The organism is Paenibacillus aurantius (assembly GCF_032268605.1).
Classification (GTDB): Bacteria; Bacillota; Bacilli; order Paenibacillales; family NBRC-103111; genus Paenibacillus_AO; species Paenibacillus_AO aurantius.
This window is the reverse complement of the sequence record NZ_CP130318.1, coordinates 531,554-548,154: the sequence shown is the minus strand read 5'-3', so window position 1 is coordinate 548,154 and position 16,601 is coordinate 531,554. Positions and strand designations below refer to the sequence as shown.

15 protein-coding genes are annotated in these 16,601 nt (G+C 56.4%); 1 reads left to right on the top strand and 14 read right to left on the bottom strand.

The window, feature by feature from the left end; all coding sequences use genetic code 11:
- Positions 1–25 precede the first annotated feature (25 nt).
- Together MJA45_RS02750 and MJA45_RS02745 are read right to left on the bottom strand one after the other, a co-directional pair.
- The gene (locus MJA45_RS02750) at positions 26–1,198 is read right to left on the bottom strand and encodes an exo-beta-N-acetylmuramidase NamZ family protein (RefSeq protein WP_315605774.1); all 1,173 of its coding nucleotides are present in this window, start codon (positions 1,196–1,198) and stop codon (positions 26–28) included.
- 32 nt (positions 1,199–1,230) lie between these two features.
- Positions 1,231–2,085, bottom strand: a complete 855-nt coding sequence (locus MJA45_RS02745) for a MurR/RpiR family transcriptional regulator (protein WP_315605773.1) — start codon at positions 2,083–2,085, stop codon at positions 1,231–1,233.
- Positions 2,086–2,291: 206 nt separating this feature from the next.
- Between MJA45_RS02745 and MJA45_RS02740 the strand changes: the two genes are divergently transcribed.
- Positions 2,292–3,236 (top strand): N-acetylglucosamine kinase, encoded by a 945-nt coding sequence (locus MJA45_RS02740; RefSeq protein ID WP_315605772.1) that lies wholly within the window; start codon positions 2,292–2,294, stop codon positions 3,234–3,236.
- A 67-nt stretch (positions 3,237–3,303) separates the two neighbouring features.
- Here MJA45_RS02740 and MJA45_RS02735 read toward each other — a convergent pair whose 3' ends face one another.
- From MJA45_RS02735 to MJA45_RS02680, 12 genes are all read right to left on the bottom strand, one after another.
- Positions 3,304–4,011: a PIG-L deacetylase family protein gene (locus MJA45_RS02735; RefSeq protein WP_315605771.1), complete on the bottom strand. Its 708-nt coding sequence runs from the start codon at positions 4,009–4,011 to the stop codon at positions 3,304–3,306.
- Between the two features lie 23 nt (positions 4,012–4,034).
- Positions 4,035–4,988 carry a GNAT family N-acetyltransferase gene (locus tag MJA45_RS02730; protein ID WP_315605770.1) on the bottom strand — a complete coding sequence of 318 codons (954 nt, stop codon included), beginning with the start codon at positions 4,986–4,988 and terminating at the stop codon, positions 4,035–4,037.
- Between the two features lie 5 nt (positions 4,989–4,993).
- Entirely contained in the window at positions 4,994–5,482 is a 489-nt protein-coding gene (locus MJA45_RS02725; RefSeq protein ID WP_315605769.1) for a GNAT family N-acetyltransferase, read from the bottom strand.
- Between the two features lie 45 nt (positions 5,483–5,527).
- Positions 5,528–6,388 carry a carbohydrate ABC transporter permease gene (locus MJA45_RS02720; RefSeq protein ID WP_315605768.1) on the bottom strand — a complete coding sequence of 287 codons (861 nt, stop codon included), beginning with the start codon at positions 6,386–6,388 and terminating at the stop codon, positions 5,528–5,530.
- A 17-nt stretch (positions 6,389–6,405) separates the two neighbouring features.
- The gene (locus MJA45_RS02715; protein WP_315605767.1) at positions 6,406–7,308 is read right to left on the bottom strand and encodes a carbohydrate ABC transporter permease; all 903 of its coding nucleotides are present in this window, start codon (positions 7,306–7,308) and stop codon (positions 6,406–6,408) included.
- Between the two features lie 116 nt (positions 7,309–7,424).
- Positions 7,425–8,870, bottom strand: coding sequence for an ABC transporter substrate-binding protein (locus tag MJA45_RS02710; protein WP_315605766.1), 1,446 nt, complete (start codon positions 8,868–8,870; stop codon positions 7,425–7,427).
- A 41-nt stretch (positions 8,871–8,911) separates the two neighbouring features.
- The gene (gene murQ / locus MJA45_RS02705; protein WP_315605765.1) at positions 8,912–9,826 is read right to left on the bottom strand and encodes an N-acetylmuramic acid 6-phosphate etherase; all 915 of its coding nucleotides are present in this window, start codon (positions 9,824–9,826) and stop codon (positions 8,912–8,914) included.
- 231 nt (positions 9,827–10,057) lie between these two features.
- Positions 10,058–10,510, bottom strand: coding sequence for a hypothetical protein (locus tag MJA45_RS02700; RefSeq protein ID WP_315605764.1), 453 nt, complete (start codon positions 10,508–10,510; stop codon positions 10,058–10,060).
- Positions 10,511–10,529: 19 nt separating this feature from the next.
- Positions 10,530–11,156, bottom strand: a complete 627-nt coding sequence (locus MJA45_RS02695) for an iron-containing redox enzyme family protein (RefSeq protein WP_315605763.1) — start codon at positions 11,154–11,156, stop codon at positions 10,530–10,532.
- Between the two features lie 233 nt (positions 11,157–11,389).
- Positions 11,390–13,777: an endonuclease/exonuclease/phosphatase family protein gene (locus tag MJA45_RS02690; protein ID WP_315605762.1), complete on the bottom strand. Its 2,388-nt coding sequence runs from the start codon at positions 13,775–13,777 to the stop codon at positions 11,390–11,392.
- Between the two features lie 200 nt (positions 13,778–13,977).
- A complete protein-coding gene (locus MJA45_RS02685) occupies positions 13,978–15,609 on the bottom strand; it encodes an extracellular solute-binding protein (protein WP_315605761.1) in 1,632 nt (543 codons plus the stop codon).
- A gap of 100 nt (positions 15,610–15,709) precedes the next feature.
- Positions 15,710–16,594, bottom strand: coding sequence for a carbohydrate ABC transporter permease (locus tag MJA45_RS02680; protein WP_315605760.1), 885 nt, complete (start codon positions 16,592–16,594; stop codon positions 15,710–15,712).
- Positions 16,595–16,601: the final 7 nt, after the last annotated feature.

Sequence of the window (16,601 nt, the reverse complement as noted above, 5' to 3'; positions counted from 1 at the left end):
ATCAGCACCTCCTCGTCCATCCTAATTATGTGTACAGCTCGTGAGGAGCCCTTAGCTCCCGCCACAAGGCTTCTTGCTCCTCCCAGACATCCAGGATCCGTTCCAGCCCCTCTTCCTTGGCAAGCGTCGTTCGCAGCAGGTCGCTGCCTGTCAGCAGATCGATGAACGGACGTCCCCCTTCCCGGTAAGGCGGCAGCCATTCGAAGCGGTCGGGATGCTGCCGCTGAATAACGTCAAGCAGATGAAGTCCGGCCCGTACCGGGCGGAATACGGATGCATCCGTCACGAACACCCGCACCCCGCCGCACAGCTCGCCTTGATGCTTGGAGAAGGACGGCGTGAAGGAATGAAGATGCGCGTGCACGCCCGGCAGGCCGCGGCGATTAAACTCCTGCGCGGCCCGCTCGCCATCGAGCCAAGGCGCGCCGACGATCTCGAACGGACGCGTCGTGCCGCGGCCCTCGGACAGATTCGTCCCTTCGAACAGACAGACGCCCGCATACGTCAGTACGGTGTCCAGCGTCGGCATGTTGGGGGAAGGCATGGTCCACGGCAGCCCGGTGTCCGCGTAAGACATGCTTCGGCTCCAGCCCTCCATTGGTACGACCTGCAGCTCGCACGGCTCAGCAAGCAAAGAGTTGAAATACCTTGCGGTTTCCCCGATCGTAAGTCCGGTTCGGATCGGAATCCGGGCTGCGCCGACGAACGATTCGAAGCCGCTCTCCAGCAGGCCGCCCTCGCCGTCTCCCTTGCCCAGCGGATTCGGCCGGTCGAGCACAATGACCGGCTTGCCGGCCTCCGCACAGCTCTCTAGAATCATCTTGAGTGTGGACAGATAGGTATAGAACCGCACGCCGACGTCCTGAATGTCGAACAGCACCGCATCCACCGCTTCGAGCATGTGCGGCTGGGGCTTTTTGCCCGAGGGGCTGTACAGACTGAAGACGGGAATGCCGAGACGCTCGTCTATCTCGTCCTCGAACAGGACGCCCGCCTGCCGCTCGCCGCGCAGGCCATGCTCACACGCAAAAAGCGCGCTCAGACGTACGCGCGTCAGCCTGGTGCACAGCTCGATCGTCGATTCGAACGCTCCATTAAGCGATGAGGCGTTGGTCAATAAACCGAGGCGCCAGCCCTCCGGCCACTGCTGCTGCACTTCGACCAGACGATCGGCGCCGATCCTCACAGATGAACCCATAGTTTACGATCCCTTCCCTTCCAGAATAATGGTTACCGTTCAATCTCCTTAATCGCTTTGCGGCTCAGCTCCAGCTGTTGAACCGCATAGTTGTAATTGCGGCTGGCCACACCCAGGTACAGGATGTCGATCACATTCAGCTGAGCGATCCGCGAGGCCATCGCGCCGCTGCGAATTTCATGCTCTGTCGAGGAGATGAACAGCGGATAGTCGGCGTACCCGCTCAAGGTGGTGTTGCCGAACTTGGTGATCGAGACCGTCTCCGCTCCCTGCTCGCGGGCGCTGCGAAGGGCGGCGATGACCGCCTTGGTCTCGCCGGAATAGGAAATGCCGACGGCCACGTCCCTTTTGCCCAGAGAAACGGAAGCGGTCAGCTGCACATGCGGATCGGCGAAAGCGAGAGCCGTCTTCGATATCCGCATAAATTTCTGCTGCGCGTCCATCGCGATCAGATTGGAGGCGCCGATGCCGTAGAAGAAAATGCGCTGCGCCCGGTCCAAAGCCTCGATGGCCTGCCGCACAACAGCCGGATCCAGCACCTTAACCGAATCCTGTATGGACTGCATATTGTTGCCGGCGACGGACGCGATGATGTTCTCCACCGATTCTCCCGGACGTATTTCCTGGTACCCGGAACCGTTAAGGCTGGTCTGTCCCTGCTGCAGATCGCCGGCTACCATGAGCTTCAGATTCTGATACCCGGTTACGCCCATCGATTTGCACAGGCGAACGATAGCCGCTTGACTGGAACCGCTTTCGTCGGCCAGTTGGGCGATGGAAAGCTGCAGCATCCTCTCGGGATGCTGGAGGATATAGGAAGCGGCGATTTGCTCCGAGGGCTTTAAATCCTGATATAATTCTTTTAATCTCACAAGTCCGCCATTCATAAGCTGATTACCTCACTTCCAAAGAGCACGGATAGGATGATTTCGCTTCCAGGTGAGTTCATTATAGCGATTGTAAAATAAAATTTCAACGTTTTACTATAATAACGAAATTTCATTTTACAAACCGAAACCTCTCTGTCTATACTAATAGATAGGGATGTTGATGAATAGAAGGAAATTACATAAAAGAGCAGGTGAATCCATTCATGAGGTATACGATCGGTATTGACGGAGGCGGAACGAAGACAGAGCTCGCCGCGGTCACCCTGGAGGGCGAACCCATCGCCTCCTTATTCGGCGGCGCCAGCAACGCGTTCTCGGTCGGATTCGACCGTGCCTTTGCGGAGGTCGCCCGGCTGCTGGAGAGGAGCTGGAGTGAAACGGGTTTGAAGCCCGAGGGCTGCGTCGGACTCGGGGTCGGGCTCGCGGGCGCGGGCCGGGACGAAGACCGCCTCCGGTGGACTCAGGCGCTGCAGGCCAAGTTGGCCGAACACGGGCTGGTGAAAGCGGTATACGTCGGAAACGATGCGGAAACCGCCTTGTTCGGTACGGCAGGCAAGAGGGAAGGCATGGTGGCGATCAGCGGCACCGGCTCCCTCGTCTACGGCATAACGCCGGACGGACACCAGCTGCGCGTCGGGGGCTGGGGCCATCTCCTCGGGGACGCCGGCAGCGGCTTCACCATCGGACTGCGTACGCTGCAGGCCATCGTGCAGAGCTATGACGGGATGGCGGCACCGACCCTGATGAGCGGCAGCGTGCTCGCTTCCGTTGGGTTGACGGACCCCGTGCAGCTCAAGGACTACGCGTATGCACCGGAGCGGACGAAACAGGACTTCGCCGCTTTCGCCCGGTTCTGCATCGAGGCGGCCGCACGGGGAGATGCCGCTGCCATCGGGGTGCTGGCGGCCGAGGCGTCGGCCCTCGCCGAGCAGACGTCGGCGCTGATCGCGAAGGATTCCTCTTTTGAGGAAGCCGATCTCGTGCTCGCCGGAGCCATTTTCGCGAATTCGGAGTTATTCCGCGCCGCTTATGCCGACCAGCTTCGCAAGCAATGGCCTAAGGTGCGGCCGACGCTGATGCAGCGCACCGCCGCCTATGGCGCGGCGCGCATTGCCGCCGAGGAGTACCGACGCAACCCCGCCAAGTAACGAAGACCTTGGCAGCAAATAAGGCGCCGCCGACAGCACAAATGCTGCGGCAGCGCCTTCTCTTTTTTTAGCCGAACCATTGCAGCCGTTGATTCAATCCGCCCTTCGGCACCATGAAGCCTTGCGCGCGTTTGAAATAAACGGGCGCTCCCCGCACGACTGATAAGGACTTGTAATAATCGATATAAGGAAATCCGTACGTCTCGCCGCGGGCGAAGGCGTACACGCTGAGCGCCTGGATCCACTTCTCGAAGGCGTCCTCCGGAATATCGACGAACACCTCCGGCACGAACTCGTCCATGTCTTCCCAATTCTCGGAGTAATACAGCTTCGGGGCGTAATGGGACGGAAGCTCGCGCTCGATCGTTTTCAGCGCCGCGTAGAAATGGGCGTCCTGCACGATCTGGTGCGTATTCGCATGGTCCTTGTGGATGGAATTTTTCCAATGGGTAATGATGATATCGGGCTTCACCTCTCGGATGACGTCCGCGACCTGATATTTGATCTCCTCGTTCACCGGAAGCTCCGCATCCTTATAGTCGAAGAACCGCACGTCCGCGCCCAGGATGTCTGCCGCCTTGTAGGCTTCCTCGACTTTCTGCTTCTTGTATTCCTCGGGCGTCAGCCGCGGATGCCCCTTCTCCCCTGGCGTCAAGTGCAGAAAGGTGGCCTTGTGGCCCTCCATCGTATACTTGGCGATAACCCCTCCGGCGGTCAGCTCCTGGTCGCCGGCATGGGCACTAATGGCGAGGATGTGCTTCTTTTCCGTCGTCATGGCACTCGTTCCCCTCTATAACGTTATAAGTCCTGGCAGACCACATCAAAACGCCGGGTAATCGTAAAGCCCATCTTCAGGTACAGCTGTCCAGCGGCCGTCTGTTCGCCGGTCCACAGGAACCAGGCGCCGTGCATGCCTTGCGCGCGCATCAGGTGCAGGCAATCGTGAAGCAGAATCTTGCCGATTCCCTTGCCGCGCTGATTCGGATCCACCCCAAATGGGCCGAACCGCTCCCGCACGCCTTCGTATCCTCCGTGCATACAGAAGCCAATCATCTCCCCGCGGTAGCGGGCCACGAGGATTTGCGACAGCTGAAGACCTTGCAGCAGCCCTTCGCGGATCGCTCTTCCCCAATCCGGATTAAAAGCGTGCGTGGCGAATTGGATGAGCTCGTACAGATCACTGTCCGCCGCAAGCGCAAAGGTATAGCCTTCGCTCTCCCTCTGCTCCTTCAGCTCCAGAACATCTTGAGGAGTTTCATAATCGACAAGCGAATAATCCATCGCCACCGCCGTATACAACCGCCGGAAGCCGCTTCCCTCCAGGAAGTCCGCCCCCGCCGAGTAGGCTTGCCGGTCGATGCCGGGCACCACATAGTTCGGGGCATAGGCGGAGAAGAACATCTTCTCGCGTCCCTCGCCTTGCAGAAACTGCCGGGCTTCCTCCAGCAATCGGGAGGCAACCCCTTGCCTGCGGTAGTCCGGGTCAACGAAGAAGAAAGGCACCCACCCGCGGTCGGTCTCCAGCTCGACGCCGAGCATCGGCAGCTGTCTCCGGACGGCATAGAAGCAGCCGATCAGCCTGCCGCCGTCCTCTGCGATTCTCATCCCCCTCGGATCAAAATTGGGGTCGAGCAGCACCAGGTTGCGGAAGCGTTTCGGCGTGACCGGGTCGCGCGGCAGGCACCGGTTCCAAAGCGTAACGATCCCCGCCTCATCGCCGGGCACGTAAGAGCGGTATGTGAGTGTGTTCATGGTTTTCACCTCAGCATTCCCCGGTAGATACCCGGAGAAGATCCTTCGATCGGAACGGCGCCTACGGCCTTCGCATAGAAATCGGCTGGCCCTGCGCTGCCTATGATGGCATAGCCATAGCCTTCCGCTCGCATCGCATCCAAACAAGCGAACAGAAGCGCTTTGCCGATTCCTCGGCCCTGGAATTCGGGATCGACTCCGGTCGGACCGAAGAACCCCTTAGCCGTCGCGTCATAACAGCCGAACCCAACCATTCGCGTGGCGCCTCCCTCATCGGCAGATGTCGCGATATAACAGGTAACGGGCTGACGGGAAAGGGCCGTCTCGCATTCACTGCGCCAATGCGGGTTGAAGGTGTCTTCCACCCAGCGGGTGATGACGTGTCTTTCCGGAGGCAAGGCTCGGCGAATTGTGATGGGGGTTCCTTCATACGGCTTGGCATACCGGGCCACTTCCTCCGGCAATTCGTATAGCTTTACGAGCATATCAGGCATAGGTCTGTCTCCTTCGGTATGGATGAATTACGCCAATCTTTGCCATTATCCCTTTACAGCGCCGACCGTTACCCCTTCGAGGAAGTATTTCTGCAGACTGAAGAAGAGAATGAACATCGGCAGAGCGGAAATCGCGGCACCCGCCATCATCGGGGAAATGTAGGTTGTGTTGGCGAAGCGGAAATTTTTCAAGCCGACCTGGATCGTCTGCATCTCCATCGAATTGGTCACGAGCAGCGGCCAGAAGAAGGTATTCCAGCTGTCCATGAAGGTCAGGATCGCCATGACCGCGAGAACGGTTTTCGAAAGCGGCAGGATGATCTTCATATAAATTTGCGGCTGGCTGCAGCCTTCGATTTTGGCACACTCCAGAATTTCCGTCGGAATGCCGCTCATAAACTGCTTGGCGAGGAAGATGTTATACACCGTTACGATGCTGGGCATAATGAGCGCACTGTATGTGTTCTGCAGTTCAAAGGTATTGACGATCAGAATGTACAACGGCACCTGCGTGACTTGATAAGGAATCATCATGGAAACGAGCAGGATGCCGAACAGGATGCCTCTGCCCTTGAACCGAAGCTTGGAGAACGCGAAGCCGGCCATCGAAGCAAAGATAACATTGGACACGGTGACCGCGGTGGCTACAATCAGGGAGTTCAGAATCCAGCGATACGAATATTTGCTGTAATCGAAAAAGAACTTGTAAGATTCCAAGGAAAATTGTTTAGGCCAAATGCTGTAGTCCACCGCTCCCGCCTCGACCGGATCTCCGAGTGACGTGATGAACATAAAATATATAGGGAATATCGTCGCCAGGGCAAACAGCATGAGGACGATAAAAATGATCGTATTTCGGATATGTCTTTTATGCGGCTTGCCAGTATGGTTGCTGTATAACGCCATTTGTTATCTCCCCTCCCTCAATACTCGACGTCTTTGCCCACGAATTTGAACTGAATCAGCGCAATGACGGCAATGATAACGGCCAGAATCAGAGATTGGGCTGCGGCTCTGCCGAAATTGAAATAAGTAAACGCGTTATTGAAGATGAGCAAGCCCACCATGGTCGTCGCGTTGTCCGGACCGCCTCCCGTCATTAAGTAAGCGTTCTGGAAGACCTGAAACGAACCGATGACCCCGGTAACGAGCAGAAACAGCGTCGCCGGCTTCAGGCAGGGTACCACAATATGCCAAAGCTTCTGCAAAAAGCTGGCCCCGTCGATCTCCGCCGCCTCGTAATACGTGGAATCGATCCCGAGAAGACCGGCCAAATAGATGATGATACTGGTACCGTGGCTGGACAACCAGGACATGAGGACGAGCGAGAACATCGCGGTCGCGCTTCTCCCGAGCCAGTTCTGGCTCGAACCGCCGAATGCCTGTACGACCTGATTCAGAATGCCGTGCTCCATCGGATCGAAAATCCAGAGCCAAACCACCGACAAAGCGACACCGGATGCGACAACCGGCAAATAGTAAATGCCCTTAAAGAACGATTGCGTCTTCTTGCGGAACGGTAAAATCAAAATGGCAATGACCATGGATAAAAAGAGATTGACCGGCACCGTCAATACCGTGTACACGACCGTATTGCGAAGCGCCTTCCAGAAGAGGCTGTCATGAAGGGTATCGACATAATTATCCGCGCCGATATAAGTAGAGCCCAGGGGCTTATATTCTTGGAGACTGATGATAAAGGCGCTTACGACCGGATATGCGGTAAACATTGCGAACGCCACCAAGGCGACGGCAATGAAGGCGTACCCCCAGGTCTGTTCCTCTTTGCTTCTTCTTCTCTTGATCGGCTTGGTGATAGACGCCATCGTTTCCAACCCCCTTATGCAAACACTCGGGTTAAAAGAACCCCAAACTATCTGTTGAAATAATTTCGGATAGTCATGGCGTGAAGCTCATGACTATCCGAATGTACAGCTTTGTCTTAGTCTTTTACGATGCCTTCCGCGCCAAACGCTTGCGTAGCCGCGGCCTTAACCGCCTCGTACATCGCATCAGGCGTAATCTCGCCGGCGAGCAGGGCCTGGAACTTTGGCACAATCGTTTCCGTTTCCAGCTTGAGCGCTTTCGCCGCCAGTTCCGCCGGAATATCGGAGCGGGCCGGTGTGGCGTTCTTCAGCATGTAATCAACAGCGGCGATGTTCTCAGGCATTCTGTCGATTTTCATGCCTTCTGCCTCTTTTTTAGCGCTCTTCGTAATGTGAGCGGAGAACAGGTCGTTGTTCGTCGTTGCCGCCACTTTGCCGCTTGCCAAGAAGTACGCCGCTTTCGCTACGTTAGCTTTATGCTCGGCAGTCGGCTCCTTCTTGCCGCGGAACGTGAGGTAACCGTCTACGACCGCTGCGTACGAAGCCTTTGCTCCTTGGAACGTTGGAGGCGGCAGCACGATGTAATCGACCGGGACGCTTCCCTTGACCGCGCTCGCGTCATTCGACTCCAGCTTCTTGTTGTTCGTCTTCGCGGAATTCTCGAATACGGCAAGGCCTTTGCCTGTGATCATCGTTTGACCGGTCAGGAACATGTTCCAGCGCATACCGGCGTCAACCGAGCTAAGTTCCTTCGGCATCGAGCCGTCATCGATCAGGGCGCGAAGATCCTTGAGCAAGCCAAGGTATTTCTTACTCGTGTAGGCGTATTTCATGTTGCTGTCGAAGGCATAAGGCATGCCGGCGTTCTTCGCCATGATGCCCAGGTAGTCCACAGACGCGACGCCCTTCGTGGCGAACACGAAGCCGTACCGGGTTTTGCCGTTCTCCTGAACGACGCCCTTCTTGATGGCTTGACGGAATTCGTCATACGTCCAGCCGTTCTGCTGCACTTTCTTCCAGTCTATGCCCGCCTGCTCCAGGAACTTCTTGTTGCCCCCGATGGCGTGGATCTCCATATAGGCCGGGAAGCCGTACAGCCCTTTGCCGTTGCGCATATAATCGAGAGGCGCTTTGTCATAGTCGGATACCCACTCGGGTTTGGCCACATCCGTAATATCCATGAGCAAGCCTTGCTGCAAGTATTTCGGAATACCGTCGGATCCGCCGAAGGCGATATCAGGCGGGCTGCCGGCATTTACTTGCGTATCCAGCTTCTGCTTCATGTCTTCCCAGCTGGCCGGTTCGATCTTTAAAGTAAGATTCGGATAAAGGGTGTTAAAATCCTTCGAAATCTGGTCAAACGTCTTCTGGAAATTTGGGGAAACCGGCGGGAGCAGGGCGGTAATGGTGTCCTTAGCTTCCGAAGCCGCAGGGCTGGCGCTGCCGCCGGGCGAAGAGGAAGCCGCGCCTTTGCTGTCGGAGCCGCCTCCACAGGCCGATAATACGGACATCGCCATGGTTGCGGTCAAGACGGAAGTGATAACGGTTTTTTGTCTTTTCATGTACGAACCTCCCAATTGTGTTTTACATTGTATAAAAACTGTTATACAACCTTATGGTAGGTGCGGATGGCCGTCTTCAGCCTGCCTCCGCTTTGGTCCAGCCATCTTTGCGCTTCTGACGCATCGAGACCGGTCTTGATCATCATGATGGCCAATTTGCAGTTCATCGAAGCTTTGTTCAGATAGGCGTATGCCGTATCATCGCTTACTCCGGTAACCTCTTTAATAATGCGGACCGACCGGTCAACGAGCTTGATATTGCTGGCCTTGAGGTCGACCATCAGATTGTCGTAAGTCTTTCCGAGCTTGACCATCGTACAGGTTGTCAGCATATTCAGCACTAGCTTCTGCGCCGTACCCGCTTTTAATCTCGTGGAGCCCATGATTACTTCCGGACCGACAACCGGAGCGATACATACATGACAGTACGCTTCCAGCTTGGAATTGGCGTTATTGACCACGCCGATCGTAGCGGCGCCGATCTCCTGCGCCTTCTTGAGGGCCGCAATGACGAACCGGGCGCTTCCGCTGGCGGTAATGCCGATGACCGCATCCTTATCCGTCACTCCGATCCGTTCCATGAGGGCGATTCCTTCCGCCGCGTCATCCTCGCACCCTTCGACGGCCTCTCTCAGCGCCACATCGCCTCCTGCGATATGACCCTGCACCAGCTGGGGGTCGGTGCCGAAGGTCGGGGGACATTCGGACGCGTCCAGTACGCCGATTCGGCCGGAAGAACCCGCTCCCACGTAAAACATTCTGCCGCCGTTCCGAAGCTTCTCGTGCAGAAGATCAACCGCTTTCACAATTTGCGGAATTTGAGCGGCCACCGCAATGGGAACCAGGGCATCCTGCTCATTCATCAAGCGGAGCATCTGCTCTGTCGAGCACTCATCGATCAGCTTCGTTCTCTCATTTATAGTCTCTGTAGTTAACCCCGACAGATATTCATCCATCGCTATCCTCCTATCCACTTGCTTGGGACCTGAATTCATCATAATAATAAATTTCATATTAGTCAATAATCCTTGAAAAAAAATTTTACAAGCTTGATCACACGTCCTATGCTCAAGTCCGAACGGGGCCTGGCCCCTCCCCTTCCCCTCCTTCCTACAATAAAAAAAGCCTCCGTCCGGCCGTGCAGCTAATCTGCATGGGCCGGCGAAGGCATTTTTCGTTCGGGAAGCTTAGGATGGTACGCTCATCGAGTGAGCATCGACCAGCTCGTTGGAGGCGATGCCGAGGAACTGGTACGCCTCTTTCTTCATCGTGTCGTTGTCATCGTTCCAGAAGCTCTTCAGCACTTCGATCATGCCGGAAGCGCGGGCGATGCGGTCCATCTGCATTTTCATGATGGCGCCGCTGCACAGCACGGAGCATTTGGTGACCTTGGGCAGGACCTCTCCCTGCACGCCTTCCCAAATCGTGTTCACCTCAGGCGTGAATACCAACGGGCGTCCGTTCTTATGCATAAACCGATTGTCCACCAGCAGCTTGGCCTGATCCAGCGTAGCCAGGTTGAGCTTGATCAGCTCGCCTGCTTTCAGAGCATCCTCCACCGTCAGCATCTCTCTAACCTGCCAGGACAGCACTCCGTTCTCACGGTCAACATGGTAAATAAACTTGTCCTCGAAATTCATCTGCTCTTCTGCTCCTCTCTTAGGCGAACCACGAATTCAGCATTTTGTCCAGTGTATCGCACGTATATCTTACGAGATGCTCGGCTTCCTGCAGTTCGGCATCGCTCATGTCCTTGATCAGGTGGTACACGTTGCTGTGCTCTTCATCGGCTTCGCAGTGCACTTCCCAGTATTCGAGGTTCTCGAATCCGGATTTCTTCAGGATTTCCGTAGCGTGCAGGTAAACCGCATGGGCGAAGCCTTCCGATGTGCTGTTCACGATGAGCAGCGACAGGTTCTCACTCATGGAAGCGACCGCCCGGTATTGCAGGGAGATGAAGTGCTCGGTTTCATAGTTCGGCTGGGAGAGCTCCGGATCCTCAAGGCCCAGGTCCATCATCCACTTGCGGAGCATTTGGGCGTGGTCCTTCTCTTCCTCATAATGGGTGGAGAACACGTCGTGATCGACGTCGGGGAATCTTTCCCAGCGAAGCTTAAGGAGTTCTCCGAAATGCTTGGATAGGTGATAAAGGTGCACGCACCACTTAAAATCCTCCGGCTTGGCGGTTTGCGGGAACTCCGCGAAGAACCGGTTGGTTTGTTTAACTCTTGCCAGCTCGCCGGCAATAATACCCGAAATTTTCTCAACGACTACGGTCTGCGTCAATGATCTCTCTCCTTCTGTTCGCCGTACCCAAGAGACGGCATAATTTGGGTTACTTTTCCAACCCTTTATTAATATCGGCTAAGGGTCCCATAACCTTTAGGTGAAATTTAAATACTCCTTTTGAAACAGCAAAAACGGCCATCTGAACTTCCAGATGACCGTTTCTTTTGTCATTTACCCCCAACTCCAGGGAGATTCGGCATGACGAAGCCTTACTTACTAGCCGAAGCGGGTTACTTCCGCTCCCCTGTCACGTTGACCTTCAACTCCGCCCTGAGCCCTTCGTACACCGCCGTGATGGCGGCGGTTCCCGGCCGGTGGGCCTTAACGATTCCGTGCACATTAACCGAAGCGACGGATCCCTGGGTATGGGCGAACTTCACCGAGCCGGTCACCTCGCGGGTCGTTCCGTCCTCGTAGGTCAGGATAGCCTTAATCGGAACCGTTTCTCCCGGTTGGGCCTGCCACTCCTGCGGATCCAGGGCTAGCGAGACGGGCTTCTGAGGCGCGCGTTTGACATACAGGGTGCTGATAATCGGACGGTGATCGGACGCTTGGGTGTCGATGACCTGAGCCTCCGAGCGGTCTCCGACAAGCACCTGCTCGTTCGCCCAGATGTAGTCGATTTTGGAGCTTGGGGCTTCGGCATCAAAAGTATACGCATCCGGCCGGTCCACGAAAGGCTCCTGGAAGGCCTGAGCCATCATCCTCATGTCCGGGGTCTCAGGCTTCGCGTTGAAGTCCCCTACCACAATCTGCGCTCCGGATCGGCTCCCCGTAATAGCAAGCAGCTCCTCGGTTTGAACTTTCTGCTGGGCGGCATCCAGTCCGAGGTGGGTGGAATAGAAGGTGACGGGAGTGCCTTCGATCTCCACCCTCGTTTCCAATAGGCCCCGCTGCTCCTGGCCGTAGCTCGTCAAGAGGTGATTCTCCGCGTAGAGGATCGGGTATTTGCTCAGCACCGCCGTCCCGTATTGGCTGCGGGGCTGGCCCGGCGCGGCCGGCTCCCTGTCCAGATTGGCGCCGTACGCGTAGTGCATGCCTAGCATGCCGGCCAGCCTGGCGATCGTGTCCTCATTATTGCTTCGGCTTGAGTAGTACCGGTCCACTTCCTGAAGCCCGATGAGGTCCGCTCCGGATTCCCGGATGACGGCGGCGATCCTCTCCAGGTCATAGACATTGCCGGCGTCCGCGCCATGATGAATATTGAACGACATTACCTTAAAAGGAACATGCTCCTCGCCCTTCTGCTTCGTGAAGGAGAGCCGGTATTCCTTGGTCGTGGTCCCGTCGTCCGCCGTCACCACCACATAGGCATTCCCGGGAACGGCATTCGGGGCATAGACGGTCACCCGGGCATTGGGATCCGCCGCCTCAGCCGTAACCTTAGGGACACGGACCGCGCCGTCCGGAAGAATCCGCTCGTAGAACAGCCGGTCGGCTGTAAATTCCTGAATTGGCTTCCCGTCTACGAGAAGCGTCTCCAGATCCGCATTGCGGGTGAGATACACCGTGAGCGGAAGCTCCGCCGTCTGCCCTCCGTAGACCGCCTTAATGACGGAAACCCCGGCGGCCTTCGTCTGGATGACACCCGGCGCGGTAATGTCCGCCACCTCCGGGCGGCTGCTGTGGTAAGCGGCCCATTCCGTTACGTCCCGGACCGTTCCGTTCGTATAATATCCGTTAAGCTTTACCTTCAAAGCATTCCCCGCCATTTCCGTTATGGTTTGATCGGCATACGCGAGCGATTTCAGATCGGGATGAAGCCGGGCGTCCGGATTCAGGGTCAGCTCACTCACGATCGGAAGATGGGTGGAGGCCAGGGATGAGATCACCCGGGCCTCGCCCAGCTCCCATTCCGGCGTAGACAAAAGATAGCTGACCCTCTTGGTAGGCAGATACGAGGGCGTGGTTCCGGCCGTGCTTTGATCGAAGAAGGAGTCGGCCAAGGTGCCGAGCAGCCTCTGCACCTCCGGGCTTCCCGGAAGGGCGTTGGCGTAAACGGCCGCGATCCCCGGCTCCGTTCTCGACCCGATAAGGGAAGCGATCTCGCCGGCTTCGGTTAACCGGACGGAAGCCGAGGTGTCCATATGGGTCGTATAGAACCGGACCTTCGTTCCATCAACATCAAGCAAAGCCTCGAACAGTGCCCTTTTCTCCGTTCCAGAGTGGGACAGCAGATTCAAATTCGAAGACAGGATCGGGTACTTGCTCAGGATGGCGGTGCCGAACTGCCTCCGCTCGGTCCTTCCAGGTTCCGGATCCAGGTCCACTGTAGCTCCAAAGGCATAATGCATCCCAAGCAGCTCCGCCAGTTTCTTGGCCTGGTCCTCATACCCGCTTCGACTGGAATAGAACCGGTCCACCGCCTGAAGCCCGACAACCTCGGCACCGGAGCCGCGGATCACGTCCGCTATGCGGGCCAGGTCGTTAACTCCATCCGTTCCCCGTCCGTTGTTGATGTTATAGGACATGACCTTCAGCTTAAGCCCCTTCCCCGAAGAGGACGGGGAGTCTGAGGCTGCAGTGGCCGAAGATAGGGGAAGTCCGGCCGATAACAGGGTCAGAAGAATAAGAAACCGGATGAGGGTCATCCGTCGTGTCCCAGTGGGCAAAGCCATACCTCATTTCAACTCCTTTGGTGGATGTCATGAAGGGGCCCCTGTCCTCACTTTAGAATACGGCTCGTCCGGTGTCCATAGGCAGGTTCTTCGGCCGTATGCATTTTTTTACATTCCGGCCCTTCGGTTCGCTTCTTCCCACAAAAAAGAGAGCGTCCCCTACAGTCGATCCGACTGTACCGGTCCGCTCCCCTTCTTCGTTACTTGCTGTTCTTGTAACGGTCGTAGGCCTGCTTGTAGATCTTCATGTACTGGTCGACTCCCATCTTCTGAACGGCCGCCGTGTATTTATCCCAATCCGACATGGGAGCGGCGCCTGTCACGAACTTGGCCTCCATCTCCCCGATGTAATTCTGAATATCCGTGCCGACGGTCGAGCGGAACTCGTTCTCCTCTTCCGTGAAGTTGAAATTGTTCCACAGCTCCTTCAGCTTGTTCGGCTCGGCCTTCTGGCCGACCTCGATGTTGCCCGGCAAGGTTTCGGAGCCTTTGAAATATTTCTCCTGCACATAGCCGGGATAGCTTCCGCCGAGCCACGTAATGGACTTGGCCAGCGCCTGGTCCATCGTCAGCCCCTCCGGATTCTTCGTGATGCTCTCCACGAACTCTAGCTTGCCGTCCGCTGTTTTGCGGTACGTCTGCCCTTCGAGGCCCATAAAATAGAAGGTAGCCCCCTCATCTCCGAAGAAGTAGTCCATCCAGCGCACGGTCGCCTCGGGATATTTGTTCTTGTCGGTGATGACGAACGCCCCCGGCCAGACAGCCGGCACCTTCACATGGGTGTACAGCTGGTCGCCGTGCGGCCCTTTCAGAGCGCCCAGCCCGATGTAGCCCGGCTGGTTGATCTGGGTAACCGGGCTCGGGTTGATCGTCGATCCGAAAATCCCGGTCTGTCCCTTGGCGTACAGAGCCGCCGTCTTGGTCGTGAAAATCTCCTTGTCGATCAGCCCTTCGGTGTAGAGCTTCCTTACATACTCGATAACCTCTTTATACTTCGGATCGGTCCGGAAGAAGCGCAGGTTATTCGTGGCCGGATCCACATCGACGAATTTGTGCCCCAGCCCGCGGTTTCCGAAGCCCCAAGCGCCCTTGATCTGATCGAACAGCGGGTTGATGCCCTCTCCGGCATACGGAATTTCGTCCGCCTGGCCGTTACCATTAAGATCCGTCTCTTTGACTTTCTTCAGATACGTGTAGAATTCGTCTGTCGTTGTCGGCTCCTTCAGGTTCAACTTATCGAGCCAGTCCTTCTTGACCCAAAGCGGCGTCCCGATCAGCATCGGCAGGAAATCCGGGCTGTAGAAGGACGGGAAGGAGTAGATGTTGCCGTCGGGCATGGTGAGCCCCTTCTTCAGATCGGGGTATTTCTCCAGCAGCTTCTTGAAATTCGGCGCGTACTGGTCGATCAGGTCGTTCAGCTTGATGAACGTTCCCTGCGCCCCGTATTTCATCAGGTCGGTGGCGGGAACCCGAGCCGAATAGAACGCATCGGGATAGTCACCCCCGGCCAGGGCAAGATTGCGTTTCTCCGTCAAATTCTCGAACGGCACGAGTTGAAAGGTCACGTTAATGCCGGATTTCTTCGCATATTCCTTCCAGACGAGCGTTTCCTCGAAGTTGTTGCCGTTCGTGGCCGCCTTGCCTGTGAAGAACGTCAGGTTGATCGGCTCCTTCGCGATCGGAAAGCCCGACGGGTTCAGATTGGCCACTTCCTTGGCTCCCTCCGCCGGCTTGCCTCCCGCTCCGTCTCCTCCTTTGCCGCAGCCTGCCAGCAGACCGCCTGTCAACGCTACCGTTAACGCGGCCGCCCCCCATTTTCTCGCTCGTTCCATTTGTTTGGCCTCCCTATTGTGATTGTGAATCTATGGCTTCCCCATGAACAGCCGGCGGAGCTTACCGCCTGCCTTCAGGAGAGGATTCGCTTGCCAGTAACTACCCTTTGACGGCCCCTATCATGACGCCCTTCACGAAATACTTCTGAAGGAACGGGTACAGCACAAGAACCGGCAGATTCGCCACGATGACGAGGGCATACTTGATCGCTTCGCCTTCCATCACATTGCGGGCATTGGAGTTGTCCCCTACCCCCACCATCTCCTGCATCTGCCCCTGGATCAGGATTTCCCGGAGAAACAGCTGAAGCGGGTATTTCGCCCGGTCATTCAGGTACATCAGAGCGTTAAAATAAGCGTTCCAGTGGCCCACGCTGTAGAACAGAATCATGACAGCGAGGATGGGCATGGACAGCGGCAGCACGATGCGGACAAGCGTCCCCAGGTTGGAGCAGCCGTCAATGGAGGCCGCCTCCTGCATTTCGTAGGGGATGCCTTCCTGGAAGAACGTCCGCATGATCAGAATGTTATAGACGGAGACGGCTCCCGGAATGATGAGCGCCCACATCGTATTTAGCATGCCGAGCTGCTTGACGAGCAGATAAGCCGGAACCATTCCGCCGCTGAAGAACATCGTGAAGACGACGAGGACGGAAATGATCCCGCGTCCGTAGAAATCCTTGCGCGAAAGCGGATAAGCGGCCGCTACCGACAGGATAAGGTTGATGGACGTTCCGACGACCGTGTAGAGAATGGTGTTCAAGTAGCCGGACAGAATCTCGTTATTGTTAAAAATTTTGGTATACCCGATCCAGCTGATGTTCTTAGGCCAGAGCCATACCTCTCCGCGCATAACCGTATCCGGGCTGCTGAAGGAAGCGATCAGGACGAAGAACAGCGGGTACAGCACGATGACGCAGATGACGGCTAGGGCCGTATGAACGGCCGCATCAAAGATTTTATCCCCCGTGGTCTGATTGTTCATGGTCTGC